Source organism: Mariniradius sediminis (genome assembly GCF_021491425.1).
Classification (GTDB): domain Bacteria; phylum Bacteroidota; class Bacteroidia; order Cytophagales; family Cyclobacteriaceae; genus Mariniradius; species Mariniradius saccharolyticus.
In genome coordinates this window covers 175124-191678 of sequence record NZ_JAKEVZ010000011.1, presented here as the reverse complement: position 1 = coordinate 191678, position 16555 = coordinate 175124, and the positions used below count along the sequence as shown (strand labels likewise).

Sequence of the window (16555 nt, the reverse complement as noted above, 5' to 3'; positions counted from 1 at the left end):
CTGCATGCCTCACGGCAAACCAGCTTGCCACTTGCTTGGCTTCGGGACGTTACCCCCGCGCCTAGGGACTTTCACCCGTTGGAACGGCCAACTTTTTGACCTATATTCACCATTCAAGGCACACACATCACCTATACGCAAGCAGGGGGTTCGTGCTTCGTAGGACAGAAAAGTGCTATATTTGAAGTTCAGTTCTTCGTAGGAAGTTCAGTGGTTAAAATCCCTGCCTGCGTATAGCTGAGAACCGTTAGCACCAATTGTAGGACGACACCGTAACAGACGAACAAAGACGATAAATGAAGTATAAAAACATAAGAGAAGAAGAACTAAAAAATAAAGTCGGTGCGGACTGGTTCAAATCATTCGACACGACAGAGATAATAGGAAATATTGACTTTTCAGTTTTCCCTAAACAAGCCGACATTTTCGGGCGGACACCGCTACTTTGGGCAGAAGCCAAAACGGGCAACTTTGACATTCCGACAATGTTCGTTCAACTCATTTTGACAATTGGCAAAGCAAGAACTTTTGACAAGACTTTGCCACCTGCATTTTTGGGAGCTTTTGACTTTAAAAAAATTGCCTTTGTTCCTTACATCAGCGTTCAAGACATATTTTATCTAAACGACTTTAATTGGAACGTAACACCAAGCAACCACGACACAAAAGAATTTAAGCTAATCAAGGAAAGAGTTGAAACCAATCTCAAACAGAACAGCTACGTTTACGACTACGAGAAGGATGAGAAAGAATTAAAACATTTTGTTGCTAATAACATTGCCAAAGCAACAGAAACAAGCAAAATAAAAATTGACAAAAACAATTTCATTCCGATTTACTTGCGTTGGCTTGAAATTGTAAAACCAATAATTGACGTTGGTTGGGACGACCTGAAAAAAGCCAACATTTTAGACAGCGACTTTTATTTAGCCGACTTGTTTGTTGATGACCGTGACACAAGCAAAATTGAAGATGACGCTTCAATCAGAGATAACCTATTTGTAATTTTTCAAAATCAAGGATATAAAATTGCGAAAGAAAACATCAAGCAAATGTTTGATGCAACTATCAATATTCGCAACAAAGAAACGTATCAGCAATTTTGGAAACGTTACAAACGACCGCCAATAAAAGAGTTTCAAAACTACATTATTGAACGTAGAGATTTACTTGTTCCGCAAGACATCAGAGAACGCAAAGGAGCATTTTTTACACCAAGACAATGGGTTGAACTTTCCCAAAAATATTTGTGCGACTTGTTGGGAGAAAACTGGCAAGAAGAATATTTTATTTGGGACTGTGCCGCTGGCACAGGAAATCTTCTTGCGGGTTTGACCAACAAATACAACATTTGGGCAAGCACCTTAGACCAAGCAGACGTAAAGGTAATGCACGACCGTATCAATCACGGAGCAAACCTTTTAGAAAATCACGTTTTCCAATTCGACTTTTTAAATGACGATTTTTCCAAACTTCCGCAGGGATTGCAAGACATTATCAATGACGAACAGAAAAGAAAAAAACTAATTATTTACATCAATCCACCTTATGCGGAAGTTTCAAGTAAAGCCGAGAAAGGTAAGGTTGGTGTAAACCAAACAAAGACACATACTAAATATGGTTCTATTTTAGGAACAGCAGGCAGAGAATTATTTGCCCAATTCCTTATTCGTATTTATTCAGAACTTAATGGAGTAACCCTTGCAGAATTTTCAACTTTGAAAATTCTGCAAGGGTCGGCTTTCCTCAGCTTGAAAGAACACTTTCAAGCGAAGCTTGAAAAAATTTTTTTAGCCCCAGCCGACACTTTTGATAATGTAAAAGGACAGTTCCCTATTGGCTTCAAAATTTGGAATACAAACAAAAAAGAAGTTTTTGAAAATGTAGTCGCAGACATTTACGACAAAAACGCCAACTTCATTGGCACAAAAGGAATTTACTCACTAAATAAAAATCAATACATCAATAAATTTATTTCCATTTACAAAGCCACGAAAGAAAACAACATTGGCTTTATGGACGGAATAAACGGAAATGATTTTCAACACAACAACATTGTTTATGTTCTGAACACAAAAGAACAATTACCAAATCCTCGTGGAATTTGGATTAACAAGGACAATTTAATTCCTGTTTCAATCTATTTTTCAGTTCGTAAAGCAATTGAAGCAAACTGGCTTAACGACCGGGACCAATTTTTAAATCCTAACAACAATTGGAAAGCAGACAAGGAATTTCAAAACGACTGTTTGACTTTTACACTTTTCAGCAACAACATTCAGACAAAGTTTGGTGTAAATCATTGGATACCCTTCACAGAAAACGAAGTAAACGCCAAAGAAAAGTTTGAAAGTAATTTTATGACTGACTTCATAAAAGGCAAAATCAAACCAGAACAAAAAAACGAAGGACAGTTGTTTACAGAAGAAACTATCAACACTGACAACAAACCATTAGAATTTTCAGAAGAAGCAAAGGAAGTTTTTAAGGCAGGTCGTGAACTTTGGAAATACTACCACCAACAAAAAGACATTAACATAAATGCAGCTTTATACGACATTAAATTACACTTTCAAGGGCGTAACGACAAAGGACGTATGAACGCAAAAAGCACAGACGACAAATACACAGAACTAATTGGCGACTTGCGACAAAAACTAAATTTACTTGCGGACAAAATCGCACCGAAAATTTACGAATACGAATTTTTAAAACTATGACGAGAAAAGAACAACTGGTGCTAACAGCCGTAACCGTTGCACAACCTCCCCTTGAATCAAGGAAATAGAAGTTTTTTAAAGGAAGTGGTAGATTTTTGGGATTTTTGATTGGCTGGCGAAAACGGGATCGTTTTTCGGTCAGGCGGGGCTAGGAGCAGGTATAGCGATGATATCGGCCCAAAACAGCTCCAGAAAAGCAAATTTTAGGCCCCTGAGGGCCTTTTTCATTGCCATTGCCGGCCTTTTCGCTGACCGCCGTTCAAAGACCTGGTATTTCTGTCTGACTGCAAGCAGGTCTTGAGGTTGTAGACAAGCCCGAAAGCAAAGCCCGAAACGTTGGCGGGCGTTGTAAAGAGACAATAAAACAGAGATATGAACCCGGCAATTACAATTTCAAATCAGTTTCCCAATAATTATTTGAAACTAGGACAATGGATATTGCCTATTGATGGTCTTGTTTACTTGAGAATCAATTAATTTGCCTTATGCTTAAACTTGGCGGATACCTGAATATTCTATTTGCAATCTTACATATTGTTGGATTGATTTGGGCTGAAAAAATGTTTGAACTTGTTGGTATAGCAGAGGGAATGGCTCTTGCTAAACAAGACATACATCCTCTGTATCCGTATTTTATCACGGTAGTAGTAGGAATTATATTTTTTATAATGGGTTTATATGGGCTCTCGGCTGATAACAAGTTTAAAAAACTGCCATTGTTAAAACCAATGGTGTTTTGCATTGGAGGGATTTATTTTTTGCGTGGAATCGGTGAACTTATTTTTGACATAGGATGGCAAAAAGCAAGTCCATTATTAGAAAACACCTACTCACTCATAGCGGTTTTCGTTGGGCTTTTGTATTTAGTAGGAGGACTGAAAAAATGGAAAATAAAAGAAACAAAATAATAAGCAACGACCAGCTAGTCGAGTAGACCGCCTCGCCAACCGTAAAGGTTAGCGAGGTGCGCCGCCTGCGGACGGCCGGTCTCACGATTCCTGCCCGGAAAGCCTTCGGAATTCGTGGAGCGAGATAAGACAAAAAAACCGGGTCTATTGCTAAGCCCGGTTTCATTGTTATATCTACAAACTCCAACTGTTACCCACATCAGACAGCGGAATACAACCTTTGTACTCTCCCGGTATCGGGTCGTAGCTGAGGACGTTTTTGCCGATTTCCTCGGAGCTGAAATAGGCCCAAAGTGTCATCGACTTTAGCCCACGGTAAAATCCAACAGGCTCCTGTTTGCCAACCGCCGTACCCCAAACCCGGGGATTGAATTTCGGGGAATTGGCTTCTTGCTCTTTGAGAAAAGCTGTCTTGTCTTCCAAACTCAGCTCTGCGAACACTTTCCCAAATTTCTCCTTGGCTGTCGCATTGAACTTTTCGATTTCGGCGACTACATTTTCTTGGGCTTTTTGGTCATAGGTACGGGCATACACCAAATCGATGAAAACGTCCGCCTTTACATCCAAAGCTCCGGGCGTATCGGTCTTGGGCAAAATGGTGTCGACAAAAGCGGAGATAAACCTTGCCTGGTCTTCGGACAAAAACTCGGGCACCCAAGTCAGCCGTTCCTGCTTGGAACAGGCCTGCAGGAGTGACAAAAAGCTTGGAACCCCGGCAGCCGTCCCGGCCATCAAGGCTGTTTTTCGAATTGCGTCTCTTCTGTTCATGGCTTAGAGGTTCATTTTTTTGAGTTCGGAAACGGCATGGTCGGCAGCCCTAGCTGTCAAAGCCATATAGGTCAGGGATGGGTTGACACAGGAGGACGAGGTCATGCAGGCGCCGTCGGTGACAAAGACGTTTTTGCAGGCATGTACTTGGTTGAATCCATTGAGGACGGATGTCTTGGGATCGCGACCCATGCGGGCTGTACCCATTTCATGGATACCGTAGCCCATTTCATGTTTGTTGTCAAAGTCGATCACATCCTTCAATCCTGCGCGTTCGAGCATTTCCTTGGCATCGATGCGGATTTGCTCATTGAGGGCGAGTTCGTTGGCACCCCACTCGGCATCTATCGACAAGGTCGGCTGACCCCATTTGTCCAAAACGTCCTTGTTGAGGTAAACTTTGTTTTCATGGTAGGGAAGGCACTCTGCGAAACCGGTAATGAAAAACTCCCAAGGCCCGGGCTTCATCATGCGGTCTTTGAAATCTGCGCCAAAATCCGGTTCGTTGGCACCTGCACCCCAGTTGCTGCGACCACCGCCCCCCTGGTATCCAAATCCCCTGACGAACTTGTCGGATTGCGGGCCTCCCTGCAGGTTGACATAGCGCGGAATGTAGATGCCGTTGGGCCGTCTGCCTTTGTAATATTGGTCCTCAAAACCTTCCACTTTGCCCATGGCACCTACCCGATAAGTATGGTCCATCAGGTTGTGTCCGAGTTCCCCGGAATCATTACCGAGACCATTCGGAAATCTATTGGAAGTGGAATTGAGGAGAATTTGGGTGGTACTCAAGGTAGAGGCATTCACGAAAATGATCTTGGCATTATAGACGATATCGGCGTTGGTCTCTGCATCGATGATGCGGACGCCTGAGGCTTTGCCTGTTTGTTCATCGTACACGATCGATTGGACGATGGAAAATGGGCGAATCGTTAAGTTTCCGGTCGCGTTTGCAGCAGGTAGCGTCACTGCGTTGCTGCTGAAATAAGCACCATAAGGACAACCCCGATCGCATCGATTGCGGAATTGGCATTTGCCACGCCCATTGATTGGCTCGGTCAGGTGGGCCACACGGCCGATGATCATGTTGCGTCCGGGGAAATCCTTCTCGATCCGACTCTTGACGTGCTTTTCCACACAGTTCAATTCCATTGGAGGCAAAAAATGGCTGTCTGGTAATTGCGGCAATCCCAAGGCTTCACCGCTGATTCCTGCAAATTTCTCCACATAGGTGTACCACGGAGCCAAATCCTTGTAGCGGATCGGCCAATCCACCCCGTGGCCGTCTTTCGCGTTTGCTTCGAAATCCAAATCAGACCAGCGGTAGGTCTGTTTGCCCCAAAGTAGCGAGCGCCCGCCCATTTGGTGTGCCCGAACCCACAGAAAAGGCTTGACTTCGGTGTAGGGATTTTCCACATCGTTGGCGTGGAAGTGTTCGTTCATTTCTCCGATAAACCCAACCCTGCCTCCTTGGGGATGCCGGGCTTTTTGTTCGGGAGTCAAACCTCCCCTGAGTTCAGTATCCCAAGGATCCAAAGTCATGGTGGGATAATCCTTGACATGTTCCACGAGTCTGCCGCGCTCTAGAACGAGGGTTTTCAGTCCTTTTTCGCAGAGTTCCTTGGCGGCCCAGCCACCACTGATACCCGACCCGATGACGATCGCGTCATAGGTCGTGTCTTGTTTTGCGTCGATGTTAAAATTGGCCATTCAATAGGTTATTTTGAGAGCTAAAAGATAGGGATTTTTCGGGAAAAGACCTTTCTGGATCTGCATTCCAATCATTTCGAAGGCTCCCGGACTTCAATCGGGAACAGCTCCGATAAGGAAACAAATTCATAGCCCCTTGACCTTAGGGTTTGAAGCATTACGGGAATTTGAGCGTGGAATTTATCTACACGCTTCGGGCCGACACCGATATGCATGAGCAGGATGAATCCGTTCAGGCCCTGAGGCTGGGAGCTTTCATAGTCCAAAATAGAATGCAGGATTTTCTGCGAATCCACATAATTGGGCATTGATGGATCCGTGTAATCCGCGTGGGAACGGGTACCGCTGCTGAAATTGATCAAATGCAATCCAGCCTCCCGCGTCCAGGCGCTGATGCTGTCATTGTACCATTCGTAGGGAGGGAGAAAAAAAGGCGCCTCGGATTTGTCGACACCAAACCGCCTCATTTCATCATAATTCCGTTCCAAATCCTCCAAAAACGCTACCTTGGTCACAAGTAGACTATCCCTTTTTCCCCAATCACAATACAACAAATGCTTGTCGGAATGGGCACCCAGATAATGGCCCTTCCCCTTGATTTGGATAATGAGATTCTCAAAATCGGGATTGCGGTAAAAATCCCCTGTGAGGAAAAAGGCCGCCTTTGCCCGGTGTTGGTCCAATGTCTTCAAAATCTCTTCTCCAGCTTCCGCAAACTCATGCCCTGTGAATACCAATGCAATCTTCTTTTCACCGAGATCGCCGCGTACCATGCCGCCAAATACATATTGGATCTGTCCCCGTACCAGTACGGGGGATACAAGAAGCAGGATCACGACGCTGAATGTTATTCTCATGATTTCGGAACCGCAATTCGCTTTTTTATTTCTTCTGCGAAAGCCTAGGCAAAATAAATTCGCCCGATTGACCAATATCAGTTTCTTTTTTCAGACTTTTTAATAGTTTCAAGCCTTCAACAAGAATTTCACCAATACAGGTGAATGCTTAATCCAAATCCGCATGATTATAGGGATATTGAAAGAACCCCAAGACGAGGCCCGGGTAGCGCTTTTGCCGGAAGCGGTCAAGACGCTCATCAGTTGGAAGACCTCCGTTTGGGTGGAATCCAGCGCTGGCGCGAGTGCCTATGCTTCAGACCAATGGTATCAGGAATCGGGAGGGGAAATCCACAACAGAAAGGAAATACTCGAAAAGGCAGATCTGATCTGCGGCATCCAACCACTCGCCGAAGCCGAAATCGGCCAAATGAAACCGGGTGCGGTCCTCATGGGGCAGCTCAGTGCACTTTTCAACCCCAAGCTGACGGACTATCTGATCCAATCCGGCAGGACGGCATTCAGCATGGAGTTGGTGCCAAGAACTACCCGCGCCCAAGCGATGGACGTACTTTCATCCATGGCAACGGTCACCGGATACAAGGCTGTACTGATGGCCGCCAACCTGTTGCCACGGTTTTTCCCGATGTTTATGACGGCCGCCGGAAGCATCACCCCTGCAAGGGTATTGATATTGGGCGCAGGCGTAGCTGGTCTTCAAGCGATCGCAACGGCCAAGCGCTTGGGCGCAACGGTCTATGCCTTTGACGTTCGTCAAGCCGCCAAAGAGGAAGTTCTCTCCCTCGGTGCCAAATTTGTGGATGTGCAAGGCGCCAAAGAAGACAAATCCGCCGGCGGGTATGCCGTCGAGCAAAGCGCGGAATACCTGCAAAAACAAAAAGATACCATCCACGAACATGCCACCAAAGCGGATGTCATCATTACTACGGCACAGATTCCGGGAAGAAAAGCGCCTTTGTTGGTGGAAGAAAGAACCGTCCGGGCAATGAAAGCGGGTGCTGTAATCATCGACTTGGCGGCCTCATCCGGTGGCAACTGTGCCCTTTCCCAACCTGATCAAACGGTCGAAGTAAACGGTGTCCGCATCGTGGGGGTAGGCAATCTCGCAGCCGAAATGCCCCAGGACGCCAGCAAGATGTATGGCAAAAACTACCTCAATTTCCTCAAACTCATCATCCAAAACGGTGAACTCAAACTCAACTTTGAGGATGATATTGTGACGGGTACTTGTGTGTGCCACGAAGGCAAGCCGGTGAGTCCGAGAATTGTACAAATGAAATCCGCATAAGCATGGAAGCGATATTGAATTTTATTGGGGACAATATGGAAATGGTCTATTTCCTTGTCCTCGCGATACTTTTGGGCATCGAGGTTATCTCCAACGTGCCGGCGATTTTACATACTCCGCTGATGTCAGGGGCCAATGCGGTCCATGGCGTCGTGGTCGTCGGGGCTATCATCGTGATGTTGCAGGCCTCACCGGACAATTACCTCGCCCTCACCGTTGGGTTTCTGGCAGTGATTGTGGGAACCCTCAATGTCGTCGGGGGATTTGTGGTGACTGACAGGATGCTTGAAATGTTTAAGAAAAAACCGAAGAAATCATGAGCATCCATATACTAGAAATAAGCTACCTCATTGCCTCGCTGACCTTTATCATCGGTCTGAAAATGCTGAGCCATCCGGATTCTGCCCGCAAGGGAAACCTGATAGCTGCGGCGGGGATGCTTTTGGCGATCATCGTTACGCTGACTTTGTACCAAGAATTTGATTCTGGCAAAGCGCTCAATTACGGACTTATCTTCCTAGGCTTGGTCATCGGGACGATCATCGGGACGATCATGGCCAAAAGGGTGCAAATGACCGCAATGCCCCAAATGGTCTCCTTCTTCAACGGAATGGGGGGTGCCTGCGCAGCCTTGATCGCGATCATCGAATTCCAGCACCATCAGCATGCCACGGTGACCGGATTTGATGGCGAACTTTTGGTGATGCTCTTGGGACTTTTGATCGGCTCGGTTTCATTCTCAGGTTCTTTGATTGCATATGGAAAGTTGGAGGGCAAAATCAAAGACAAAGTGCTTCCCTTCAATCAAGCCGTCAACATGATTTTGCTCGGGACGATCGTTGTGATGATTTTGATTCAAATGGTGAGTGGTTCGAGCCCGGTTTTGTTCTATGTATTGTTGGGATTGGCCTTGGTGTATGGAATCCTGTTTGTCATGCCTATTGGCGGTGCCGATATGCCCGTCGTGATCTCTTTACTGAACTCATTTACAGGAATGGCGGCAGCTTTCGGTGGCTTTTTGTATGGCAACAAAGCCATGCTGACTGGAGGTATCCTCGTAGGTTCGGCCGGCACGATCCTTACGATCCTGATGTGCAACGCCATGAACAGGTCACTGACCAACGTGCTTTTGGGAGCCTTTGGCGGAAGTGCAGGTGGTAGTGCCAAAACAGGCCCCGGCGACCAAACCGTCCGCGAGATTTCAATTTCCGATACTGCTGTATTGCTTTCCTATTCCCAAAGCGTCGTCATCGTTCCAGGGTATGGTTTGGCTGTTGCTCAAGCCCAGCATGTGTGCCACGAACTTGAAAAACTCCTCTCAGAAAAAGGTGTGGAGGTAAATTATGCCATCCACCCCGTGGCAGGAAGGATGCCGGGCCATATGAACGTGCTGCTCGCAGAGGCTGATGTCCCCTATGAAAGGCTTCAGGAAATGGAAGAAATCAATGACAAATTTGCCAATACAGACGTGGTTATCGTCATCGGTGCCAATGACGTCGTCAACCCCGCGGCGAAAAATGACCCCTCCTCTCCTATCTATGGCATGCCGATCCTGGACGTGGACCAAGCCAAAAATGTCATCGTGATGAAGCGGGGCATGGCGGCAGGATACGCGGGTATCGAAAACGAGCTGTTCTTCTACCCCAAAACCAGGATGCTTTTCGGTGACGCCAAAGCGACGCTACAGAAACTGACCGCAGAGGTGAAGGAAGTGTAAGGAAGTAGGGATGTGTGGATGTAGGGAAGTAAGGAAGTGGGGAAATTTCGAATGATGAATGTCGAATCATGAATTACGAGTAAGGCGGGCGGACGAAAAGGCGAAAAATCAAATCCACCTGAATAATTGAATTGTTCTTTTCAGTACATTTCGATTTATCCCAAATCAACCATAGCTGCCCATGCTCGAGGACTTGGACAACAGTGTCCTGAATTTCAACCAAGATTCCCTTCTTCTTCTCAACATCACGTTGGCGATCATCATGTTTGGCGTGGCGCTCGAACTCCGGGTCGCCGACTTCAAATATATTCTCAAAGAGCCAAAAGCCTTTTGGTTGGGAATCGTAGCCCAGTTCCTCGTTTTGCCGTTTTTGACTTGGCTTTTGGTCCTGATCATCAACCCGCCCGCCTCCGTCGCCTTGGGAATGTTTTTGGTGGCAGCCTGCCCCGGAGGAAACGTCTCCAATTTTCTCAGCCATCTATCTCGGGGAAACACGGCCCTTTCCGTGTCGCTGACGGCCTTTTCCACCGGTGGATCGATTTTCTTTACTCCTTTCAACTTTGCGCTTTGGGCAAGCTTCTACGAGCCCACGGCCACCATGCTCAAAAGCATTTCCCTTTCCTATTTCGAAGTCTTCCAAACGGTTGCCTTGATATTGGGAATTCCCTTGATATTGGGCATGTTGGTCAATAGCAAATGGCCCAAATGGTCCGAAAAAGCTACAAAAATCCTCAAACCGCTCAGCATTCTCATCTTCGCGGGCTTTGTGGTCATCGCCTTTCTGGGCAATTATGACCTTTTCCTGAAATTCATTTCCCTGATTTTCCTGTGGGTGTTGGCACATAACTTTGCAGCCTTGGCAGCAGGTTTTGGTGTCGCCAAAATTGGGAGATTGGGAATTGCTGAGACGAAAACACTCACCATCGAGACCGGCATCCAAAACTCCGGATTGGCTTTGGTGCTCATTTTTACCTATTTTGACGGTTTGGGCGGCATGGCCATCATAGCGGCATGGTGGGGAATCTGGCATATCATTTCGGGATTTGCCGTCACTGCCTATTTCAGGAGGATTTGATCCTGGGTGTTTTCCCAAATGAAGATTCCAATATGAAAAACGGTTTCAACGCGATACTTAGACTTTTGGTGAAGATAGCCCTACATGGCTACTACCACAGAATTCTCGTCGAAGGCAAACAAAATCTCCCCAAAAACAAGGCCGTCATCATACTCGCAAACCATCAGAACGCCTTGGTGGACCCACTATTGATTGCCACGCAGACCAAGCTCAAGCCCCACTTTCTGACCCGGGCCTCGGTCTTCAAAAAGCCCCTTTTTGCCAAACTCCTTGATTTCATCCGCATGATTCCCGTCTACCGAGTCCGGGACGGCGTCGAAAACATGGAAAAAAATAAAGAAACTTTCGACCGCAGCGTGCAGATTCTGAGGAAAAAGGGCTCCGTACTGATTTTTGTGGAGGGCGGACATTCCCATCAGCGAAACCTGCGACCGCTGCGCAAAGGGTTTGCTCGGATCGCATTTCAGGCCCTGGAGTCTGACCCGAATCTCGATTTGCAAATCCTCCCGATAGGCATCAACTACAGCAACCACAAATCGTCGGGAAGCAAAGTCCGCATCATCGTCGGAAAAGCTTTTGCCGCCAAGGACCACTATCCCAACTTTGACAGCTTGATCAAAGCGGGCAAAGAAGCCCTTCAACCCCTTATCGCCCATATTCCGGATGGGGATCATTATGAGGAAAATCTTCAGCGGTTGATTGTCCAAAATGTGGATCTGACATCCCCGGAAGCGGTCGCAGCAGCCTTAAATTCAAAAGAAAAACAAGAACCGAAGCGGGTTTCCAAGCCCTATTTGGCCAACAAACTGATGAAAATCTGCCATTTCCCGCTTTACGGCTTATGGCTGTATGCCGGGCCAAAAATCAAAGACAAGGTTTTTGTGGCTACCTTTAAGTTCTTGATCGGATTTGTGTTTGGGCCGATTTGGTATCTACTGCTGATGGTTGTTTCTTCCAACACGGATTTCTTTGGGACATGGCTGGTGTCGCTGCTTTATTTGGCTTGGATCAGTCTTTTTTTCAATAAAAACCCGCAGGAATAATTCCTGGCCAGTATTCCGATACCTACAAATGCCAATTCTTGGCGCCCAAAAAGGAGCGCTACAATGACTTTGGCTTTGTAAAATATTGAAAGTTGCCCACCGAATAATATTTGGCCAGAATTCCTACCTTTACACCGCCAAATAAACCCAAGTATAACACCATGAAAAAGGACTTTCTCCCCATCAACGGGACCGACTATGTAGAACTCTACGTCGGCAACGCCAAGCAATCCGCCCTTTACTACCAATACGCCTTTGGCTACGAACTAGTAGCCTATGCGGGTCCCGAAACGGGCCTCCGTGACCGTGCTTCTTACGTACTCAAACAGGATAAAATCAGGTTGGTGCTGACTAGCCCCCTGCAGGAAAACCATCCCATCTCCGACCATATCAAAAAGCATGGCGACGGCGTGAAAGTCCTCGCGCTGTGGGTGGATGACGCCGCCCAATCCTTTATCGAGACCGTGACGCGTGGCGCGGTACCTTACGCCGAACCAAAAGTCATGAGTGACGAACATGGCGAAGTCGTCACCGCTTCCATCAGGACCTACGGTGAGACGATCCATACATTTGTCGAAAGAAAAAATTACAAAGGCGTCTTCCTGCCCGGCTACAAGCCCAGAAAAAGCGAATACAAACCCACCCCAATCGGCCTCAAGTACATCGATCACTGCGTGGGGAACGTAGGCTGGGGCGAGATGAATAAGTGGGTTGAATTCTATGAAAAAGTTATGGGATTCAGCTTGCTGTTGACTTTTGACGACAAGGACATTTCCACTGAATACTCCGCCCTCATGTCCAAAGTCGTTTCCAACGGGAACGGCTACATCAAGTTCCCAATCAATGAACCGGCGGAGGGAAAGAAGAAATCCCAAATCGAGGAATACCTCGACTTCTACAACGGGCCCGGCGTGCAGCATATGGCGATCGCAACCGACGACATCGTGCATACCGTTTCGGAATTGAGAAGACGGGGAGTTGAGTTTCTGGAAGTACCGGCCGTTTACTACGATGACCTGTTGCAACGGGTCGGCAAGATCGAAGAAGACCTACAGCCGCTCAAGGACCTCAATATCCTTGTTGACAGGGATGAGGAGGGGTACCTGCTTCAGATATTTACCAAACCCGTCCAGGATAGACCTACCCTATTCTATGAAATCATCCAACGCAAAGGCGCCAAGTCCTTCGGAAAAGGAAACTTCAAGGCGCTTTTTGAATCGATAGAAAGGGAACAGGCGCTAAGAGGAAATCTCTAAAATAGATTTGAGATTTTAGATTCAAGATTTGAGATCGGGACAAGTCTTTAGTTTTGAAAAACTGTTTCCAAAGAGAGAAAACAAGTGGCGATGTGATCAGCAATGGCGCATCGCCGTTTCTTTGAAGTGGCATTGAGCGAAGATCTGTGGATTCTGACCAGACTACATATGGCAAGCTCTATTATTCGTGAAATGCCCAAGGTTTTCTGTTTTCCCTTCTTGTTATTTACCCGAATTCCATAAATTAGAACGTCCAATTACAAAATTTTTAACAAATGACAACAATAGATCCAAGTATCTTGGCGAAAGCCGAAAGCTGGCTGCACAGCAACATTGACGAGAAAAGCAAAGCGGAAATTCGTTCACTTTTGGAAGCCGCTGACAAGACCGAGCTGATTGATTCCTTTTACCGGGATTTGGAATTTGGCACCGGCGGCCTGCGCGGCATCATGGGCGTGGGTTCCAACAGGATGAACGTCTATACCGTCGCCATGGCAACCCAAGGTCTGGCCAATTACCTGCTCAAATGCTTTCCCAACGAGGAAATCAAAGTGGCCATCACCCACGACTGCCGCATCAACAATACACTATTTGCCGACACCACCGCCAATATTTTCACTGCCAACGGGATCAAGGTGAAATACTTCCGCGAACTCAGGCCCACGCCGATGTTGTCCTTTGCGATTCGGCATTTTGGGTGCAAGAGTGGCGTCATGGTCACCGCTTCCCACAACCCGAAAGAGTACAACGGCTACAAGGCCTATTGGGACGATGGCGGTCAAGTAGTCGCCCCTCACGACAAAAACATCATCGACGAAGTACAAAAAATCACCTCTTTCGATGACGTGAATTGGAACAAAAACGATGCTTTGATTGAGTACATCGAGGAGGATTTTGACAAGATTTACCTCGACTTGGTCAAAACACTCAGCCTTTCGGGCGATGCGATCCAAAAGCAGAAAAACATGCCGATCGTGTTTTCACCCATTCATGGTGCTTCAGGCAAAATGGTCCCTGCCGCACTCAGGGCCTTTGGTTTTGAAAACGTGCATGTGGTAAAGGAACAGGAAAAACCGGATGGTACTTTCCCCACGGTGATTTATCCCAATCCCGAGGAAGCCGAAGCACTTACAATGGCGATCGAATTGGGGAAAAAGACGGGGGCCGAATTGGTGCTTGCCTGTGACCCGGACGGCGACCGCTACGCTGCCTGTGTGCCTGATGGCAAAGGAGGCTACGAGTTGCTCAACGGCAACCAAACAGGTTCACTCCTCACCTACTACCTGCTGAGCAAATGGAAGGAAAAGGGCAAGCTTGACGGAAAGCAATTCATGGTCAATACCATCGTGACGACCGAGCTGATTGATGAAATATGCAAAGGCTTTGGTGTGACCTGCTATTCTGTCTTGACAGGATTCAAGAATATTGCTGAGGTCATCCGGAATCTGGAAGGAAAAGACCAATTTATCGGCGGCGGCGAAGAAAGCTACGGCTACTTGGTCGGTGATTTTGTCCGTGACAAGGATGGTGTCTCTGCCTGTGCCATGGTTTCCGAAATCGTGGCTTATTACAAGACCCAAGGGAAAACCGTGCAGGATGTTTTGGCCGAAATCTACATGCAGTTTGGCTTCTACAAGGAGTCATTGATCTCTGTGACCAAAAAAGGAAAAGACGGTGCCGAGCAGATCCAAGCCCTGATGGCAGGATTCCGCACCAACCGCCCGACGGAAATGAACGGCGTAAAGGTGGTGAAGGTCGTGGACGTGAAGGAAAGCAAAGTCTACGACGTTAAAAACGGCACCGAAAGCCCACTCAAGATGGACAAATCCAACGTCATCCAGTTTTACCTGGAAGACGGCAGCAAGATTTCCGCCCGTCCATCAGGCACGGAACCCAAGATCAAATATTACTTCTCTGTTAACCAGCCTTTGCCCGACAAAGGCTCCTACAAGAAAGTTGAGGCAGCTTTGGAAGCCAGACTCGAAGGGTTGAAAGCCTACTTCAGTTGATCCAGAGGAAATAAAAAACCAAAATCCCGGCCCAATCCGCCGGGATTTTTCTTTTCAAGCAAGCAAGAGAATTCCAAAAAATGGGCATGTAAATAGGAGCCACTGGGAAGGTGTCGACATTTGGCCGAAGTATTTCAGCATCTGTCCCACGAAGTAACCTTTCATAAAAAAATCCAATACTTGAAAAAATTCCTATTTTTGTGCCGTTCTTTGCAACCCCCACTCATCCGCTGCGTCTTTTAGATGCACCTCAATACTCCACTATGAAAAGAATTACCCAAATCATTTCCCTCCTCTTGGTCCTTTTTGCCGCTTCTTCCTGCGAAAAAGAACCCGATAGGCCGGATTACAATTACAGCTTCAAGATCAATGGCGTGGAGAAGCGCTTCAGCGCTTCCAACGACGCAAATATTGTTTTTATCGACGATGTGGCCTCAGGTATACGTTTGGCCATTTGGACGATGGTAACGGGGAGCGACCCGGAAAAAAACTCGGTGATCATTTCCCTTCGCACCTTAGAACGCTTGGAATTGGGCCTCACTTATCAAATGCAAGAGGAGCTTGTGGTACAGGGGAGGATTTCACCGAGAATGACCATGATCTATTTTGACGAAAATGGGAAGGCTTGGGGCGCCACTTTGCTCCGTTCGCAAAACCCCGGAGCCCGAGACAACTGTAACCTCAGCTTGACTGATTTCACCACAGAAGGCACCACTGGCACTTTCGAAGGCGTATTGTTTGATCTTTCTGACAACACTACGCCACTTGCCGACAGGACCGCTATGTTGCTGACCGAAGGCAAATTCTTTTTGCCAAACTTCGTGGAAAACAGATAGGTATCACACCGACATGACATTTACAAAAAGCCGACAGGAAAACCTGCCGGCTTTTTTGTTTTGGCGGATGGGAGATTGGGAAGTAGGGAGGTTGGGAAGTACGGGGATTTGAGGTTGCGTGGATTTCATGAACATACCCCCAAGATTGTTGTAGGCGCGATCCCGAGACATAACTTTGGACCATGGAGTAAGGTCTACTTATCCCCTACTTTGGTACTGCTTTGATACTGCTTTGCACCTAGACTGGTATTACTTTGCTACTAGGTTGGTGGTAGTTTGGTACTGGACTGGTACTAGGGAAATACAGGGTTGTATGAGGCATTATACTAAGGCTGTTCCGTTGAAGATCGCAGTGACTCACTTCAGGC

14 protein-coding genes are annotated in these 16555 nt (G+C 46.9%); 10 read left to right on the top strand and 4 right to left on the bottom strand.

The window, feature by feature from the left end:
• The first annotated feature begins 296 nt into the window (after positions 1 to 296).
• Positions 297 to 2720 (top strand): hypothetical protein, encoded by a 2424-nt coding sequence (locus L0U89_RS15005; RefSeq protein WP_234862265.1) that lies wholly within the window; start codon positions 297 to 299, stop codon positions 2718 to 2720.
• Positions 2721 to 3205: 485 nt separating this feature from the next.
• Entirely contained in the window at positions 3206 to 3628 is a 423-nt protein-coding gene (locus L0U89_RS15000; RefSeq protein WP_234862264.1) for a hypothetical protein, read from the top strand.
• Between the two features lie 174 nt (positions 3629 to 3802).
• Here L0U89_RS15000 and L0U89_RS14995 read toward each other — a convergent pair whose 3' ends face one another.
• The 3 genes from L0U89_RS14995 to L0U89_RS14985 all read right to left on the bottom strand — a co-directional run bounded on the left by L0U89_RS14995 (position 3803) and on the right by L0U89_RS14985 (position 6963).
• Positions 3803 to 4396, bottom strand: a complete 594-nt coding sequence (locus tag L0U89_RS14995; RefSeq protein WP_234862263.1) for a gluconate 2-dehydrogenase subunit 3 family protein — start codon at positions 4394 to 4396, stop codon at positions 3803 to 3805.
• Positions 4397 to 4399: 3 nt separating this feature from the next.
• Positions 4400 to 6106, bottom strand: coding sequence for a GMC oxidoreductase (locus tag L0U89_RS14990; protein ID WP_234862262.1), 1707 nt, complete (start codon positions 6104 to 6106; stop codon positions 4400 to 4402).
• A gap of 71 nt (positions 6107 to 6177) precedes the next feature.
• Entirely contained in the window at positions 6178 to 6963 is a 786-nt protein-coding gene (locus tag L0U89_RS14985; RefSeq protein ID WP_234862261.1) for a polysaccharide deacetylase family protein, read from the bottom strand.
• A 163-nt stretch (positions 6964 to 7126) separates the two neighbouring features.
• On the opposite strand from L0U89_RS14985, the gene L0U89_RS14980 reads away from it, so the two are divergent.
• From L0U89_RS14980 to L0U89_RS14945, 8 genes are all read left to right on the top strand, one after another.
• Entirely contained in the window at positions 7127 to 8251 is a 1125-nt protein-coding gene (locus tag L0U89_RS14980; RefSeq protein WP_234862260.1) for an NAD(P) transhydrogenase subunit alpha, read from the top strand.
• A 2-nt stretch (positions 8252 to 8253) separates the two neighbouring features.
• Positions 8254 to 8571, top strand: a complete 318-nt coding sequence (locus L0U89_RS14975) for an NAD(P) transhydrogenase subunit alpha part 2 (protein WP_008626943.1) — start codon at positions 8254 to 8256, stop codon at positions 8569 to 8571.
• The gene (locus L0U89_RS14970) at positions 8568 to 9968 is read left to right on the top strand and encodes an NAD(P)(+) transhydrogenase (Re/Si-specific) subunit beta (RefSeq protein WP_234862259.1); all 1401 of its coding nucleotides are present in this window, start codon (positions 8568 to 8570) and stop codon (positions 9966 to 9968) included. Before L0U89_RS14975 ends, L0U89_RS14970 begins: the two co-directional genes overlap by 4 nt.
• Before the next feature lie 181 nt (positions 9969 to 10149).
• Positions 10150 to 11043, top strand: a complete 894-nt coding sequence (locus L0U89_RS14965) for a bile acid:sodium symporter family protein (RefSeq protein WP_234862258.1) — start codon at positions 10150 to 10152, stop codon at positions 11041 to 11043.
• Between the two features lie 32 nt (positions 11044 to 11075).
• Complete coding sequence (locus tag L0U89_RS14960) at positions 11076 to 12086, top strand: lysophospholipid acyltransferase family protein (RefSeq protein ID WP_234862257.1); 1011 nt, start codon at positions 11076 to 11078, stop codon at positions 12084 to 12086.
• 161 nt (positions 12087 to 12247) lie between these two features.
• On the top strand, positions 12248 to 13342 hold the full coding sequence (hppD, locus tag L0U89_RS14955) for a 4-hydroxyphenylpyruvate dioxygenase (protein ID WP_234862256.1): 1095 nt from the start codon (positions 12248 to 12250) through the stop codon (positions 13340 to 13342).
• 275 nt (positions 13343 to 13617) lie between these two features.
• On the top strand, positions 13618 to 15351 hold the full coding sequence (locus L0U89_RS14950) for a phospho-sugar mutase (RefSeq protein ID WP_234862255.1): 1734 nt from the start codon (positions 13618 to 13620) through the stop codon (positions 15349 to 15351).
• 263 nt (positions 15352 to 15614) lie between these two features.
• Positions 15615 to 16187: a hypothetical protein gene (locus L0U89_RS14945; protein WP_234862254.1), complete on the top strand. Its 573-nt coding sequence runs from the start codon at positions 15615 to 15617 to the stop codon at positions 16185 to 16187.
• Positions 16188 to 16190: 3 nt separating this feature from the next.
• On the opposite strand, the gene L0U89_RS14940 is transcribed toward L0U89_RS14945, so the two are convergent.
• The gene (locus tag L0U89_RS14940) at positions 16191 to 16358 is read right to left on the bottom strand and encodes a hypothetical protein (protein ID WP_234862253.1); all 168 of its coding nucleotides are present in this window, start codon (positions 16356 to 16358) and stop codon (positions 16191 to 16193) included.
• Positions 16359 to 16555 lie beyond the last annotated feature (197 nt).

Bases quoted from the DNA above. Each gene is read 5' to 3' on its own strand.
- L0U89_RS14980 (WP_234862260.1), top strand. From the start codon at position 7,127: ATGATTATAGGGATATTGAAAGAACCCCAAGACGAGGCCCGGGTAGCG.
- L0U89_RS14975 (WP_008626943.1), top strand. From the start codon at position 8,254: ATGGAAGCGATATTGAATTTTATTGGGGACAATATGGAAATGGTCTAT.
- L0U89_RS14965 (WP_234862258.1), top strand. From the start codon at position 10,150: ATGCTCGAGGACTTGGACAACAGTGTCCTGAATTTCAACCAAGATTCC.
- L0U89_RS14940 (WP_234862253.1), bottom strand. From the start codon at position 16,358: ATGTCTCGGGATCGCGCCTACAACAATCTTGGGGGTATGTTCATGAAA.
- L0U89_RS14985 (WP_234862261.1), bottom strand. From the start codon at position 6,963: ATGAGAATAACATTCAGCGTCGTGATCCTGCTTCTTGTATCCCCCGTA.
- L0U89_RS14960 (WP_234862257.1), top strand. From the start codon at position 11,076: ATGAAAAACGGTTTCAACGCGATACTTAGACTTTTGGTGAAGATAGCC.
- L0U89_RS15005 (WP_234862265.1), top strand. From the start codon at position 297: ATGAAGTATAAAAACATAAGAGAAGAAGAACTAAAAAATAAAGTCGGT.
- L0U89_RS14970 (WP_234862259.1), top strand. From the start codon at position 8,568: ATGAGCATCCATATACTAGAAATAAGCTACCTCATTGCCTCGCTGACC.
- L0U89_RS14990 (WP_234862262.1), bottom strand. From the start codon at position 6,106: ATGGCCAATTTTAACATCGACGCAAAACAAGACACGACCTATGACGCG.
- L0U89_RS14950 (WP_234862255.1), top strand. From the start codon at position 13,618: ATGACAACAATAGATCCAAGTATCTTGGCGAAAGCCGAAAGCTGGCTG.
- L0U89_RS14995 (WP_234862263.1), bottom strand. From the start codon at position 4,396: ATGAACAGAAGAGACGCAATTCGAAAAACAGCCTTGATGGCCGGGACG.
- hppD (WP_234862256.1), top strand. From the start codon at position 12,248: ATGAAAAAGGACTTTCTCCCCATCAACGGGACCGACTATGTAGAACTC.
- L0U89_RS15000 (WP_234862264.1), top strand. From the start codon at position 3,206: ATGCTTAAACTTGGCGGATACCTGAATATTCTATTTGCAATCTTACAT.
- L0U89_RS14945 (WP_234862254.1), top strand. From the start codon at position 15,615: ATGAAAAGAATTACCCAAATCATTTCCCTCCTCTTGGTCCTTTTTGCC.